Genomic DNA, 13,525 nt, shown 5'->3' with positions numbered 1-13,525 from the left:
CCCCTGGTGCCGCCGGGACGGAGGTGATGTGTGGAGATCCTGCTGCTGGTGACCGCGCGCGCAGGCGAACCGTCCGTTGTGCTGCCGGCTCTCGACCTGCTCCCCCACTCGGTGCGTACCGCCCCGCGCGATGTCCGCACCCTCGTCTCCGGGCCCAGCCCGGACGCCGTGCTCGTCGACGCCCGCTCCGAGCTGAGCGAGGCCCGGGCCACCTGCCGGATGCTGCACGCCACGGGGCTCGGCGTGCCGCTGGTCGCGGTGGTGACCGAGGCCGGTCTGATCGCCCTGAACGCGGACTGGGGCGTCGACGACGTGATCCTGGCCAGTGCCGGTCCGGCCGAGGTGGAGGCCCGGCTGCGGCTGGCGGTCGGCCGGCTCAGCAACGCGACCGCGGCGGCCGGCGGGCTGATCCGGGCCGGCGAGCTGACCATCGACCCCGACACCTACGCCGCCAAGCTCAAGGGCCGGCCGCTCGACCTGACCTACAAGGAGTTCGAGCTGCTGAAGTTCCTCGCCCAGCACCCGGGCCGGGTCTTCACCCGCGACCAGTTGCTCCGCGAGGTCTGGGGCTACGACTACTTCGGCGGTACCCGCACCGTCGACGTGCACGTACGCCGCCTGCGGGCCAAGCTCGGCTCGGAGTACGAGTCGATGATCGGCACCGTCCGGCAGGTGGGCTACAAGTTCGTCACCCCGCCGTCCCGCCCGCTGCCCGAGTCGGAGAGCGTGCCGCTGCCCGTCTGAACCGATCCCGACGACGTCCAAGTTCGACCAGGAAGGCCATCCGGCACGGCCGGGTGGCCTTCTGGCGTACCGGCGTGAGGAGAGTTCACAGCAGATGCGAGAAACCATAATGATTCGGGCAATACGTACGTAGCCTTTGACCGGGAGCGTCCGGAGGAGGCAGAGGTGGCACCAGCGGTTTCCACGGTGGGTTTCAGGACGGGACGGGCCTATGTCCCCGGGGTGGACCGCTGATGCCGACCATGTCCCGTACCCGGATGCTCACGATCGCGACGCTGGTCGCCGTCACCGTGCTCGGCGGCGCGTACGCCCTCGGCCACACCCTCGGCCGGCCCGGCGGACCACTGGCCGCCCGGCCGGAGAGCCGGGCCCAGCACCAGGCAGACGGGCCGACCGACCAGCACTCCGCAGACCGGGCCGGCGGGCCCGCCGAGGGACGGGCCGACCCGGGGCAGCCCGGCGGGCCGGCGGATCCGGCGCTGCCGGCCCCGCCCGCCACCGTCCCGCCCAGCGGCGGTCCGCAACCCGCCGATCCGGACCGGACCCGGGGCCACGAGCCGCCGAGGCTGCCACCCGAGCAGGACGGGCCGCAGGGTGCCCGGATCAGCACCGGCGCCAGCTACGTGGCGCTGACCTTCGACGACGGCCCCGACCCCCGGTACACCCCACAGATCCTGGCGGCGCTCGCCGAATACCACGTCAAGGCCACCTTCTGCCTGGTCGGCGAGAACGCCCAGGCGCATCCGGAACTGGTCCGGGCGATCGTGGCGGAGGGACACACCCTCTGCAACCACTCCTGGCGGCACGACGTCAAGCTGGGCAGCCGACCCAGCGCCAGCATCCGGGCCGACCTGGTCCGCACCAACGAGGCGATCCGGGCCGCCGTACCCGACGCGCGGATCGGCTATTTCCGGCAGCCCGGCGGGGCCTGGACGGCGTCCGTGGTCGCGGTGGCCCGGCAGTTGGAGATGACCTCGCTGCACTGGGCGGTGGACCCGCAGGACTGGACCCGCCCCGGCGCCGGTGCCATCGCGGCGCGGGTGAGTGCCGGCGTCGGCCCCGGGGCGATCGTGCTGCTGCACGACGCCGGTGGCAACCGGCAGGGCACCCTGGTCGCGCTCCACTGGCTGCTGCCCGACCTCGCCCGGAAATACGCCCTGGCGGCGCTGCCCAGCGGCCCCCCGCCGGCCGGCACGCCGCCGGCCGGCACGCCCTCGGCCGGACAACCCGCGGCCGGACAGCCCTCGGCCGGTACGCCGCCGCAGGGCCGGCCGGGCGGTGCGGCGGCCCCGGCTGGACAACCCGCCGCCGGTACCCCAGCGGCCGGGCAGCCGGTGTGGTCCTGATCCTCCGGCCGGTGGTCACACCGCAGCGGGAGCTACGGTGACAAGATGACCATGGAGCACGCGGCGGACCCTCGGGTGGCCAGGCTCGACCGGCTCGCAACGGACGATGTCGAGGCGATACTCGCACTGGCCGGCGCCGCCGGTGCCGCCGACGGCGCCGACCCGCTCTCCGAACACGTCACGCTGCGGCTCCGGCGGGCCGCCGGGGAGGACACCGCCACCCACCTCGTCGCCCGCGAACCCGCCGGTACGGTGGTCGGCTACGCGCACCTGGAGGCGCCGGACGGGGCGGCCGAGGTCGCCGCCGAACTCGTCGTACACCCGATGTGGCGTCGGCAGGGGCTCGGCCGGAGGCTGGTCTCGACGGCGCTGGCGGGCGTACCCGAAACCGGCGCGCTACTGGTCTGGGCGCACAGCGACCACCCGTCGGCCGCCGCGCTCGCCCTCGACCTGGGACTGCACCGCTCCCGGGTGCTCTGGCAACTGCGCCGCTCGCTGCGGGACCCGCTGCCCGAGCCGCAACTGCCGGACGGGGTCTCGGTGCGCGCCTTCCGGCCCGGCACCGACGACGAGGCGTGGCTGGCGGTCAACCGGCGGGCCTTCGCCAGCCATCCCGAGCAGGGCCGCTGGGACCTGGCCGAGCTGCGGCTGCGCCTCGCCGAGCCGTGGTTCGACCCGGCCGGCTTCCTGCTCGCCGTCGAGGAGTCGTCGGGACGGCTGCTCGGCTTCCACTGGACGAAGGTGCACGACCGGGCGAAGGTGCACGGCGCGACGGCGCCGCCCGACCAGCCGGCGGGCGGCGCGCCGATCGGCGAGGTGTACGTGCTCGGCGTCGACCCGGATAGCCACGGACTCGGGCTGGGTCGGGCGCTCACCCTGACCGGCCTGCACCACCTGCGTGACCGTGGGTTGACCCGGGTGATGCTCTACGTCGACGAGTCCAACACCGGGGCGATGGCGCTCTACACCCGGCTCGGCTTCGCGAACTGGCTGCGGCACGTGCGGTACCGCTCGTCACCGCCGTCGGCGCAGACCCCGGCCTGACCGGGCCGTACGGAGCATCCGGCACCCTCCGTCCGGTCGGCCCGGGTGGTGGCGAACCGCACTAACGGCCCTACATGTCGCACCGGTCCCACGGTTCACGGAACGGACATCTCGCCCTCAGGATCCGGCCACCCAGCCGGCTCCCCCTGTTCACCCTGCGTTCACTCACGACCGGCGAACCGGCTACCTGGCGCTCCTAACTTCCCTACTAGCCGACCACCAGTCGGCTCCCGGGGCGCGCCTCGGGCTTGCTTCGTACAAGGTGAAGGGAACCTTTCAGGTGAAGCTCCAGCGGCACGGCACCATTGCCTGCCTCGCTCTGGCCACGGCACTGGCAGTCAGCGCGTGCGGCTCGGACAATAACGAGCCCACCGAGGCATCGGCCTCCGGGTCCTCCGCGGCGGCCGACTGCGCCACGGGCACGATCAACGCCCAGGGTTCGTCGGCACAGAAGAACGCGGTCGACGAGTGGCGCAAGGCGTACCAGCAGAAGTGCACCGGCTCGACCATCAACTACGAGCCGAGCGGTTCCGGTGCGGGCATCCAGGCCTTCATCGCCGGTACCGCGGACTTCGCCGGCTCGGACTCGGCACTCAAGGAGGACGAGCAGCCGAAGGCCGACGCCAAGTGCCCCGACGGCAAGGCCATCCACCTGCCGATGGTGATCGGCCCGGTCGCGGTCGTCTACAACGTCAACGGGCTGGACAACCTCCAGCTCAAGCCGGCCACCCTCGCCAAGATCTTCGCGGGCAAGGTCACCAAGTGGGACGACGCCGCGATCAAGGCCGACAACCCGGGCGCGACCCTGCCGTCGACCACGATCCAGACCGTGCACCGCTCGGACGAGTCGGGCACCACCGACAACTTCACCGACTTCCTGGCCAAGACCGCCGAGGCGGACTGGACCTTCGGCAAGGGCAAGGCGTGGAAGGCGCCGGGCGGCACCGGTGCGGCCAAGTCGGATGGCGTGGCCAGCGCGGTCAAGCAGGCCGACGGCAGCATCAGCTACGTCGAGATGTCGTACGCCGAGAACGGCGGCCTGAAGATGGCCAAGATCGGCAACGGGGCCGGCGAGTTCGCCGAGCTGACCGCCGAGTCGGCCGGTAAGACCATCGCCGGTGCCGAGGTGGTGGGCCAGGGCGACGACCTCAAGATGAAGATCGACTTCAACACCAAGGAGTCCGGGGCGTACCCGATCGTCCTGGTGACCTACGAGATCGTCTGCTCCAAGGGCCTCGCCGCGGACAAGCTGGCGCTGGTCAAGGGCTTCCTCAGCTACGCCGCCAGCACCGAGGGGCAGGCCGACCTGACCGAGCTGGGCTACGCCCCGCTGCCGGAGTCGGTCCGCAGCAAGGTCGAGGCGTCGGTCAAGGCTCTCGCCTGATCCACCGATAGATCATCCTCATAACTTCGTCAACGGAGCGAGCGAGCAGATGGGCGACACCCCAGACCGCTCGGCCAACGCCGGCACCGGCGGACCCGCTGTGACCATCGGTCACCCCGGGTCCGCCGGTGCCGCGCTGTCGGTCGACGCACCAGTGACACCCGCAGGCCGCGCTCCGGACGGAGCCGGCTGGCGCGGCGGCGACGGCACCGGCCTGGGTGGCGGCGGCGCGCTGCCCCGGCGGCGGGCCTTCGGCGCCGAGCGCCTCTTCCACGGCTTCACCATGGCCGCCGGGACGATGGTGCTGGTCATCATCGTGGCGATCGCGATCTTCCTGATCGCCAAGGCCGTACCGGCGCTCAACGCCAACACCGTCAACTTCCTCACCTTCGAGGGCTGGTTCCCCAACGAGGCGCAGCCGAGGTTCGGCATCGGGGCGCTGGCCTTCGGCACCGTACTCACCTCGGTGCTGGCGCTGCTGCTGGCCGTACCGGTGGCGCTGGGCATCGCGCTCTACCTGTCGCACTACGCGCCCCGGCGGCTCGGCACCGCGCTGGGCTTCCTGGTCGACCTGCTGGCCGCGGTGCCGAGCGTGGTCTTCGGGCTCTGGGGGCGGGACTTCTTCTACAGCCCGGTCCAGGAGTTCTCGGTCTGGCTGAACAGGTACTTCGGCTGGATCCCGATCTTCGGCGGCGAGGGGCCGTTCGGCCGGTCGATCCTGCTCGGCTCGCTGGTACTGGCCATCATGGTGCTGCCGATCATCACCTCGCTCTCCCGCGAGGTGTTCCGGCAGACCCCGACCGCCAACGAGGAGGCCGCGCTCGCGCTCGGCGCCACCAAGTGGGAGATGATCCGCACGGCGGTGCTGCCGTACGGCCGCCCGGGCGTCATCGGCGCCACCATGCTCGGCCTGGGCCGGGCGCTCGGCGAGACCATCGCGCTGGCGATGACCCTCGGCATCGTCTCGAACATCTCGTTCAACATCATCGAAAACGGTGGCAACACCGTGGCCGCCAACATCGCCAACGCGTTCGGCGAGGCCAACGACGTCGGCCGGGGCGCGCTGATCGCCTCCGGCCTGGTGCTCTTCTCGATCACGCTGATCGTCAACATCACCGCGCGGGCGATCATCTACCGGCGCCGGGAGTTCACGGAGTCCGCCGCATGACGACAACACTGACGCCGGCACCCCCCTCGGCCGCGCCGGGGCAGAGCCCGCAACTGCGTACCCGGAAACTGCCGGTGGCGGCGAGCCTCGGCATCGCGGTGGCCGCCGTGGTGGTCTCCGCCGCACTGGTCTACGGCGCCGGGATCGGCGGCGCCGCCCTGGTCGTCGCGCTCGCGGTGGTCTTCTACCTGGTCGGTCTCTTCGCCGCCAGCAACGCGGTGGAGGGGCGGCGGCAGGCGCGCAACCGCACCTGGAGCGCGCTGATCCACTCCGCCTTCGTACTCGCCCTGCTGCCGCTGGCCTCGGTCACCTGGACGCTGGTCAGCAAGGGCGTCGAGCGGCTGGACGGCAACTTCTTCGGCACCTCGATGAACAACATCGGGGCCCGGGACCCGAACGGCGGCGCCTACCACGCCATCGTCGGCACGCTGGAGCAGGTCGGCGTCGCCACCCTGATCACCGTGCCGCTCGGGATCGCCTGCGCGATCTACATCGTCGAGTACGGCCGGGGCCGGTTCGCCTTCACCATCCGGTTCTTCGTGGACGTGATGACCGGCATCCCGTCGATCGTCGCCGGCCTCTTCGTACTCGCCTTCTGGATCCTGATCGTCTCGCCGTACTTCAACGACGGGCGGCCGGGCTACTCGGGCTTCGCCGCCTCGCTCGCGTTGAGCGTGCTGATGCTGCCCACCATCGTCCGGTCCACCGAGGAGATGCTCCGGCTGGTGCCGGCGCCGCTGCGCGAGGGCGCGTACGCGCTCGGCATCCCGAAGTGGAAGACGATCCTGCGGATCGTGCTCCCCACCGCGCTGCCCGGGATCGTCACCGGCGTGATGCTGGCCGTCGCCCGGGCGGCCGGCGAGACCGCACCGGTGCTACTGGTCGCCGGTGGCGGCGCGGCGATCAACTTCAACCCGTTCGAGAACAACCAGTCGTCGCTGGCGCTCTTCGTCTACCAGCAGGCCGGGGACGCCTCCCGGTACGCGCCGGCCCGCGCCTGGGCCGCCGCACTCACCCTCGTCGCCCTCGTGCTGATCCTGACGATCGCGGCGAAACTGCTGGCCCGCCGCAACCGGTTCAGCCGCTAACCCGACGGCTCCAGCCGCCAATCCGAAGGAATGACCATCATGGCCAAGCGAATCGACGCGACCAGTGTCACCGCGTACTACGGCTCGTTCAAGGCGATCGAGGACATCCACCTCACCGTCGAACCGAAGACCGTCACCGCGCTCATCGGGCCCTCGGGCTGCGGCAAGTCGACCTTCCTGCGCACCATCAACCGGATGCACGAGGTGCTGCCCGGCGCCCGGGTCGACGGCAGGCTCACCATCGACGACCAGAACATCTACGAGCGGGACGTGGACGTGACCGCGGTCCGCCGGATGATCGGGATGGTCTTCCAGCGCCCCAACCCCTTCCCCACCATGTCGATCTTCGACAACGTGGTCGCCGGGCTGCGGCTCAACGGGGTACGGAAGAAGTCGGTCCTGGCGGAGTCGGCCGAACGGGCGCTGCGCTCGGCCAACCTCTGGGACGAGGTCAAGGACCGGCTCGGCAAGCCCGGCGCGGGCCTTTCCGGCGGGCAACAGCAGCGGCTCTGCATCGCCCGGACCATCGCGGTCGAACCGCAGGTGGTACTGATGGACGAGCCCTGCTCGGCGCTGGACCCGATCTCCACGCTGGCGATCGAGGACCTGATGTTCAAGCTCAAGGACCGCTACACGATCATCATCGTGACGCACAACATGCAGCAGGCGGCCCGGGTCTCGGACCGGACGGCCTTCTTCTCGATCGAGCGCACCGGCGACCCGGGCCGGCTCATCGAGTACGACGACACCCAGAAGATCTTCAGCAACCCGAGCGTGAAGAAGACCGAGGATTACATCACCGGCCGCTTCGGCTGACCCGCAACCGGTCCTCCGCGAGTGAGGTTCAGTCGAGTACGAAACGCGGGGTGCCGTCCTCGGCCTCCGCGATGCGGGGCACGACCGGGGCCGCCGGGTTCCGGCCGGCGGCCATCTCCGGCAGGCTGGCCAGGTCGGGACATGCGTCGAGTTCGGTCAGCATGATCAGGGTGGGCGGCAACATCGCCATCTCCCCCGCCGCCGCCCGGGCCAGCGCGTCCGCCGGCCGGATCCATGTGGTGTGGTCGGCCTCCCCGGAGACGTCCCGGGGCCGCTGTCCCAGCGGCAGCAGCGCCACGAAGAAGTACGTGTCGAAGCGACGCGGCTCGAACTCCGGGGTGACCCACCGGCTCCACGGCAGCAGCAGGTCGGAGCGGAGGGTGAGCCGGCAGTCCCGGAGCAGGTCGGCGAAACCCGTACGCCGGTTCACCAGCGCCTGCCGGGCCCGCTCCCACTCGTCGCCGCTGACGTCGCCGACCACCGCGTCGCGGTCCGGGCCGGCGAGCAGCACCCCCGCCTCCTCGAAGACCTCGCGGGCCGCTGCGCAGACCACCGCCTGGGCCGCCCCGGGGGCCAGGCCGAGCCGGTCGCCCCAGCCGGCGGCGTCCGGCCCGGTCCAGTCGAGCCGGATCTCCTCGTCACCCGGGTCGACGCTGCCGCCCGGGAAGGCGTACATGCCGCCGAAGGTCATGCTGGCGGCGCGGCGGATCATGTAGACCTCGAAGCCGGTCTCGTCGGACGCGTCGGGCCGAAGCAGCAGTACGGTCGCGGCCGGCCGAGGCGCCACCGGCACCCCGCCCTCGGCGTAGAACCGACGAGCGTGCGCGGCAATCGACTCCGGGACGGCGAAGCTGGTCATGCAGCGAGCGTAGTGAACGCCGGGAATGCTGTTTCCGGGAAGTGGCGCCCTCAGCCCAGGGCGAAGCGCACCACTTCCCGGATTGTGCGCGATCTTCAGCCCGGCGCGGCGACTGTGCGGCAACCCGGGGGCGGGTTGAGTCGCGGAACGGGGCTGACGTGGTGGACGATGATCAGGTTCACCCGGCAGGTCCGGCAGATGCTTCGGAGTCGTGCCCCCGTGCCGTTGACTGCCGTTGGCTGCCGGACGTAGCCGCCGGCCCGTAGTCGAAGAGGTTCCATGGCGCAGCAATCCAGCCCCGACAGCAGGACCCGTTGGGGCATCCTGGCCACCGGTTACATCGCCGCGACCTTCGTCGAGGATCTGAAGCTGCTGCCGGACGCCGAGGTCGTCGCCGTCGGCTCCCGTACCCCGGAGACCGCCCGCGCCTTCGCGGAGCGGCACGGGGTCCCCCGGGCGTACGGGTCGTGGCAGGAGTTCGCCGCCGACGACGACCTCGACGTGGTGTACGTCGCCACCCCGCACGCGGCACACTTCGACGCCACGATGGCCTGCCTCGACGCCGGCCGGGCGGTACTCGTCGAGAAACCGATCACCCTGGACCGGCCCGCCGCACAGCGGCTCGTCGACGCCGCCACCGCCAGCAACCGCTTCCTGATGGAAGCGATGTGGATGCGGTGCAATCCGGTCGTACTCCGGATCCTGGAGCTGATCGCCGACGGCGCGATCGGCGAGGTGACCAGCGTGCAGGCGGACTTCGGGGTCGGCGGCCCGTTCCCGCCGGAGCACCGGATGCGGGCCCGGGCGCTCGGCGGCGGCGCCCTGCTGGACCTCGGGGTCTATCCGATCAGCCTGGCGCACCTGCTGCTCGGGCGGCCGGACCAGATCCGCTCCTGGGCCAGGATCAGCCCGGAGGGGGTCGACGAGAACACCGGGATCATCCTCGGCTACGAGACGGGTGCGGTCGCCACGCTGAGCTGCGGCATGATCGGCGCGACCCGGGTGGCGGCGGCGATCACCGGACGGACCGGCCGGATCGAGCTGGCGCCGCCGTTCTACCGGCCCGGCCAGGTCACGCTGATCCGGGACGGCGCCGACCCGGAGCTGCTGCCGGTCGACCTGACCGGCTCGGGTTACCAGCACGAGGCGGCCGAGGTGCAGCGCTGCCTCGCCGCCGGGCTGCTGGAGAGCCCGCTGGTGCCGCACGCCGCCACCCTGGAGGTGATGGCCCTGCTAGACGACATCCGCGCCCAGATCGGCGTCACGTACCCGTGAAAGGAAGGGCCCCCGCTTATCGCTTTCTGTTGTAGAAGGGGCCCTTCCTAACACCTCTGCGTGCTCAGAAGAGCGGGTTGACCACGACGTACATCAGCGCGCCGATCGAGCCGGCCGCCGGGAAGGTCAGGATCCAGGCGCCGACGATGTTGCCGGCCACGCCCCACCGGACGGCGGAGAGCCGCTTGGTCGCTCCGACACCCATGATCGCCGAGGTGATGGTGTGGGTGGTGGAGATCGGCGCGCCCAGCACCAGGGCGTTGAAGTAGAGCACCCCGCTGGCGACGGTCTCGGCGGCGAAGCCCTCCGGCGGGCGGAGGTCGATGATCTTCCGCCCGAGGGTACGGATGATCCGCCAGCCGCCCGCGTACGTGCCGAGGGCCAGTACGGTCGCCGAGGTCCAGAACGCCCACTCCGGGATGTGCTCGGCGCTGCCCTGGTAGCCGCCGACGAAGAGGGCGAGCACCACGATGCCGATCGTCTTGGCGGCGTCCTGCATGCCGTGCCCGATCGACATCGCCGCCGCCGAGGCGGTCTGGGCCCACCGGAAGCCCCGGTTGAGCTTGCCCGGCTGGCCGTTCCGGAAAATCCACTGAACGGCGACCATGACCAGGTAACCGAGGAGGAAACCGACCAGCGGCGAGAGGATCATCGGCAGGACGACGCTCTCCCCGATGCCCTTCCAGAGCACCGTGCCGGAGGCGGCGAGCGTCGACCCGACCAGCCCGCCGATCAGCGCGTGCGAGGACGAGGAGGGCAGGCCGAAGTACCAGGTGACCAGGTTCCAGGTGATCGCGCCGATCACCCCGGCGAAGACGATGCCGAGGCTGGAGACGCCGGGCGGCAGCTCGACCAGGCCGGAGCCGACGGTCTTGGCCACGTCCGCGCCGAAGTGCGCGCCGATGAAGTTGCCGATCGCCGCCATGCCGAGGGCGACCCGGGGCGTCAGCGCCCGGGTGGAGATGCTGGTGGCGATGGCGTTCGCGGCGTCGTGGAAGCCGTTGGTGTAGTCGAAGAGCAGCGCGACGGCGATCACCGCCAGTACGGCGATGAGTTCAGGTTCCACAGGAGGTCAGCTTTCCTTGACCGCGATGGTCTCGACCGTGTTGGCCACGTGCTCGAACGCGTCGCAGGCCGCCTCCAGCTCGTCGGCGACCTCCTTCATCTTGAGCACGGTCAGCGCGTCGTACTCGCCGGAGAAGAGCCGGACCAGCAGCATCCGGTACGCCTGGTCGCCGTCGTTCTCCAGCCGGTTGCACTCGATCCAGTAGTCCTCGAGGTCCTTCATCGCCCGCAGCCGGGGCATCGCCTCGGCGGTGAGCTTCGCCTGCTGGTCGAGGACGTTCACCAGCTCGTGCATCTCCCGGGGCAGCGACGGCAGCTTGGTCAGCCCGTAGAGGTAGAGCAGGTTGCCGACCGCCTCCAGGTGGTCCATCACGTCGTCGAGCAGCGAGCCGAGCCGGTAGATGTCCTCCCGGTCGAACGGCGTGACGAAGGTGGAGTTGATCTTCTTGTACAGGTCGTGGGTGATCTGGTCGCTGTCGTGCTCGACCTCGGTGAGCCGCTCGCTGACCGACTGCACGTCGACCCCGGGCAGCGCCAGCTCGTTCAGCAGCTCGGTGCCCCGCACGAGGTTCTGAGCGGCCCTGGTGAACAACTCGTAGAACGCGCCCTCGGAGGGGCGGAGGGAAAACTTCACGGCACGGACCTCGTTGCGTCGGCGGACGGGTGGCGGGCCGCAAGAGGCTGCCCCTGGGGGAATGCTAGGAAACCTCGGATCGCAGTTTTCGCCCGCCCACCCCTGGTCGGAGGCGATTCATCTGCCATTCATCTGATGTTCACCTTGGTTACCGGCACGCCGGGACGAATCCGCCCGAACGACCCCACCGCACCGGCGGTGTGAGATTCGCCGCGCCGAGACCGCCCGTTCAGGTGCCGGAAGGTCCTGACCTGCCGATTCCGTACCACCGGACCCGGGACCGGGCGCGGCCGGACCCCGGGTCGGGGCTAACCTCGCGGCAGGGACGTACGGCGGCGGGGGAGGCAGCGGTGCGCGATCTGGCCAGCGAGTTCGAGGCCGAACGGGCCCACCTCACCACGGTCGCCTACCGGATGCTCGGCAGCCGGGCGGAGGCGGAGGACGCCGTACAGGAGACCTGGCTGCGCTACGCCGCCGCCCTGGACACCCCGCAGGCCCGCGCCGAGGTACGCGACCTGCGGGCCTGGCTCACCACCGCCACCGCCCGGATCTGTCTTGACGTGCTCCGCTCCGCCCGGGTACGCCGGGAGTCCTACCACGGCGAGTGGCTGCCGGAGCCGGTCGTCAGCCGGTTCACCGACCCGGCCGGCGGGGCGGAGGGCTTCGCGCCCGACCCGGCCGAGCGGGCCGCGCACACCGAGCAGGTCGGCATCGCCCTGCTCACCGTGCTGGAACGGCTCAGTCCGGAGCAACGGGTCGCGTTCGTGCTGCACGACGTCTTCGCGGTGCCCTTCGCGGAGATCGCCACGGTGCTGGGGACCAGCCCGGCCGCCGCCCGGCAGCTCGCCTCCCGGGCCCGGCGGGCGGTCGCCGAGGAGGGCCCGCGCGACTCCGCCGACCCGGCCGAACACCAGCGGCTGGTCAGGGCGTTCCTGGCGGCCGTCGAGTCCGGCGAACCCGAGCGGCTGCTCGAGGTGCTCGCCCCGGACGTGCTCTTCGTCGGCGACGGCGGCGGCCTCTTCCCGACGTCGCGGCGCCCGGTGGTCGGCGCGGTCAAGGTCGCCCGGTTCACGCTCGGGCTGATCCGCCGGGCCGCCTGGGAGACCCGCGACCTGCGGATGCGGCCGGTGCTCGTCAACGGCACGCTCGGCCTCCAGATCGAGGCGGACTACCGGCCGGGCCTGCCGCTGCACGGCGTCATGTGGTTCACCGCCGCCGACGGCCGGATCACCGCCGCCTACCACCAGCTCAACCCGGAGAAGCTGGCCCGGGTGCCCCGGATGGGGCAGGACGAGCACCCCTGGCTGCTCCGGCGCTGAGCTGCGCCGCGCGGCGTCCGCGCCCGTCCGGGTGCCTCCGGCGCCGGGATCAGACGACCAGCGCCAGCCACTTCCGGTACGCCGACGCGAACGGCTCGGTACCGTCGCCGAGCGCGACGTGCAGCCACTCCGCCGCGGCCCGGGCCTGCGTCACCGTCTCCTCCGGATAGCCGAACCGGACCCGGTGCTCGGCGAACTCGTCCTCGTCGCGCAGCTCCACCACGCCGGTGCCGCGGCGGCGCACCACGTCGAGGTCGAGGTCGATCAGGTGGACGGTGTCCCCCTCCCAGCGGGCCGGGCTGGTGATGTCGCAGTAGACCTCGCTGGTCCGGGGCGGCGGGTTGAACATCGCGCTCCACCACGTGCCGTGCGGTACCAGCAGCACGAACGGGATCTGTTCCACCGAGGGGCGGCCGTGGTAGACCGACGCCGTCCCGGCGGTCACGCCGAGCCACACGCCGAGGTCGTCCTCGGTCAGTCTGCGGGCGGGGTAGTCCCGGTGCGCGGTGCCGTCGTACTTGCGGTAGACGACTCGGACCACATCGCTCGACATGCCCGCACCCTAGCCGATGTCGCCCAGTACACGCGGTGCGCGAAGGGACCGGCAGGCATCGGAATCGACAACATCGCCCCAGCCCGCGGGCGGCCGGCAGCCCTGGCCCGTACGCCGGTCGGGGCGGGGTCGCGGACCCGCCGGGGCGAGGGAGCGCGGCGGTGTCGGGAACGGCGGGTACGGTCGCACGGTGACCGTCCCCGCCACCGACTCCAGCGTCCCCACCCTGA

12 protein-coding genes and 1 pseudogene are annotated in these 13,525 nt (G+C 71.5%); 9 read left to right on the top strand and 4 right to left on the bottom strand.

Annotated features, from left to right (window positions below; genetic code table 11):
• Positions 1-30 precede the first annotated feature (30 nt).
• The 7 genes and pseudogenes from V1634_RS30985 (at position 31) to pstB (ending at position 7,590) form a co-directional block, all read left to right on the top strand.
• On the top strand, positions 31-744 hold the full coding sequence (locus tag V1634_RS30985) for a winged helix-turn-helix transcriptional regulator (protein ID WP_107257554.1): 714 nt from the start codon (positions 31-33) through the stop codon (positions 742-744).
• A gap of 233 nt (positions 745-977) precedes the next feature.
• Positions 978-1,928: pseudogene (locus tag V1634_RS30980) on the top strand (polysaccharide deacetylase family protein); the annotation flags it as partial.
• Between the two features lie 207 nt (positions 1,929-2,135).
• Positions 2,136-3,134 carry a mycothiol synthase gene (gene mshD / locus V1634_RS30975; protein WP_331211263.1) on the top strand — a complete coding sequence of 333 codons (999 nt, stop codon included), beginning with the start codon at positions 2,136-2,138 and terminating at the stop codon, positions 3,132-3,134.
• A gap of 280 nt (positions 3,135-3,414) precedes the next feature.
• Complete coding sequence (pstS, locus tag V1634_RS30970) at positions 3,415-4,518, top strand: phosphate ABC transporter substrate-binding protein PstS (protein ID WP_331211410.1); 1,104 nt, start codon at positions 3,415-3,417, stop codon at positions 4,516-4,518.
• Positions 4,519-4,567: 49 nt separating this feature from the next.
• Entirely contained in the window at positions 4,568-5,686 is a 1,119-nt protein-coding gene (pstC, locus tag V1634_RS30965; RefSeq protein ID WP_331211262.1) for a phosphate ABC transporter permease subunit PstC, read from the top strand.
• Positions 5,683-6,774 (top strand): phosphate ABC transporter permease PstA, encoded by a 1,092-nt coding sequence (gene pstA, locus V1634_RS30960; protein ID WP_331211261.1) that lies wholly within the window; start codon positions 5,683-5,685, stop codon positions 6,772-6,774. Before pstC ends, pstA begins: the two co-directional genes overlap by 4 nt.
• A 39-nt stretch (positions 6,775-6,813) precedes the next feature.
• Positions 6,814-7,590 (top strand): phosphate ABC transporter ATP-binding protein PstB, encoded by a 777-nt coding sequence (gene pstB, locus V1634_RS30955; protein ID WP_331211260.1) that lies wholly within the window; start codon positions 6,814-6,816, stop codon positions 7,588-7,590.
• Positions 7,591-7,618: 28 nt separating this feature from the next.
• On the opposite strand, the gene V1634_RS30950 is transcribed toward pstB, so the two are convergent.
• Positions 7,619-8,449, bottom strand: coding sequence for an NUDIX hydrolase (locus V1634_RS30950; RefSeq protein ID WP_331211259.1), 831 nt, complete (start codon positions 8,447-8,449; stop codon positions 7,619-7,621).
• A 279-nt stretch (positions 8,450-8,728) separates the two neighbouring features.
• On the opposite strand from V1634_RS30950, the gene V1634_RS30945 reads away from it, so the two are divergent.
• Entirely contained in the window at positions 8,729-9,724 is a 996-nt protein-coding gene (locus tag V1634_RS30945) for a Gfo/Idh/MocA family protein (RefSeq protein ID WP_331211258.1), read from the top strand.
• A gap of 64 nt (positions 9,725-9,788) precedes the next feature.
• Here V1634_RS30945 and V1634_RS30940 read toward each other — a convergent pair whose 3' ends face one another.
• The gene (locus V1634_RS30940; RefSeq protein ID WP_331211257.1) at positions 9,789-10,790 is read right to left on the bottom strand and encodes an inorganic phosphate transporter; all 1,002 of its coding nucleotides are present in this window, start codon (positions 10,788-10,790) and stop codon (positions 9,789-9,791) included.
• Positions 10,791-10,796: 6 nt separating this feature from the next.
• On the bottom strand, positions 10,797-11,423 hold the full coding sequence (locus V1634_RS30935) for a DUF47 domain-containing protein (protein ID WP_101369324.1): 627 nt from the start codon (positions 11,421-11,423) through the stop codon (positions 10,797-10,799).
• A 350-nt stretch (positions 11,424-11,773) separates the two neighbouring features.
• Here V1634_RS30935 and sigJ point away from each other — a divergent pair, with 350 nt between their 5' ends.
• Positions 11,774-12,742: an RNA polymerase sigma factor SigJ gene (gene sigJ / locus V1634_RS30930; protein ID WP_331211256.1), complete on the top strand. Its 969-nt coding sequence runs from the start codon at positions 11,774-11,776 to the stop codon at positions 12,740-12,742.
• 49 nt (positions 12,743-12,791) lie between these two features.
• Here the strand turns inward: sigJ and V1634_RS30925 are convergent, their stop codons facing one another.
• Positions 12,792-13,295, bottom strand: coding sequence for a DUF402 domain-containing protein (locus tag V1634_RS30925; protein ID WP_331211255.1), 504 nt, complete (start codon positions 13,293-13,295; stop codon positions 12,792-12,794).
• Between the last annotated feature and the right edge of the window lie 230 nt (positions 13,296-13,525).

It is taken from the genome of Plantactinospora veratri (assembly GCF_036421995.1).
GTDB lineage: Bacteria > Actinomycetota > Actinomycetes > Mycobacteriales > Micromonosporaceae > Plantactinospora > Plantactinospora veratri.
This window is presented reverse-complemented; position numbering and strand designations above follow the sequence as displayed.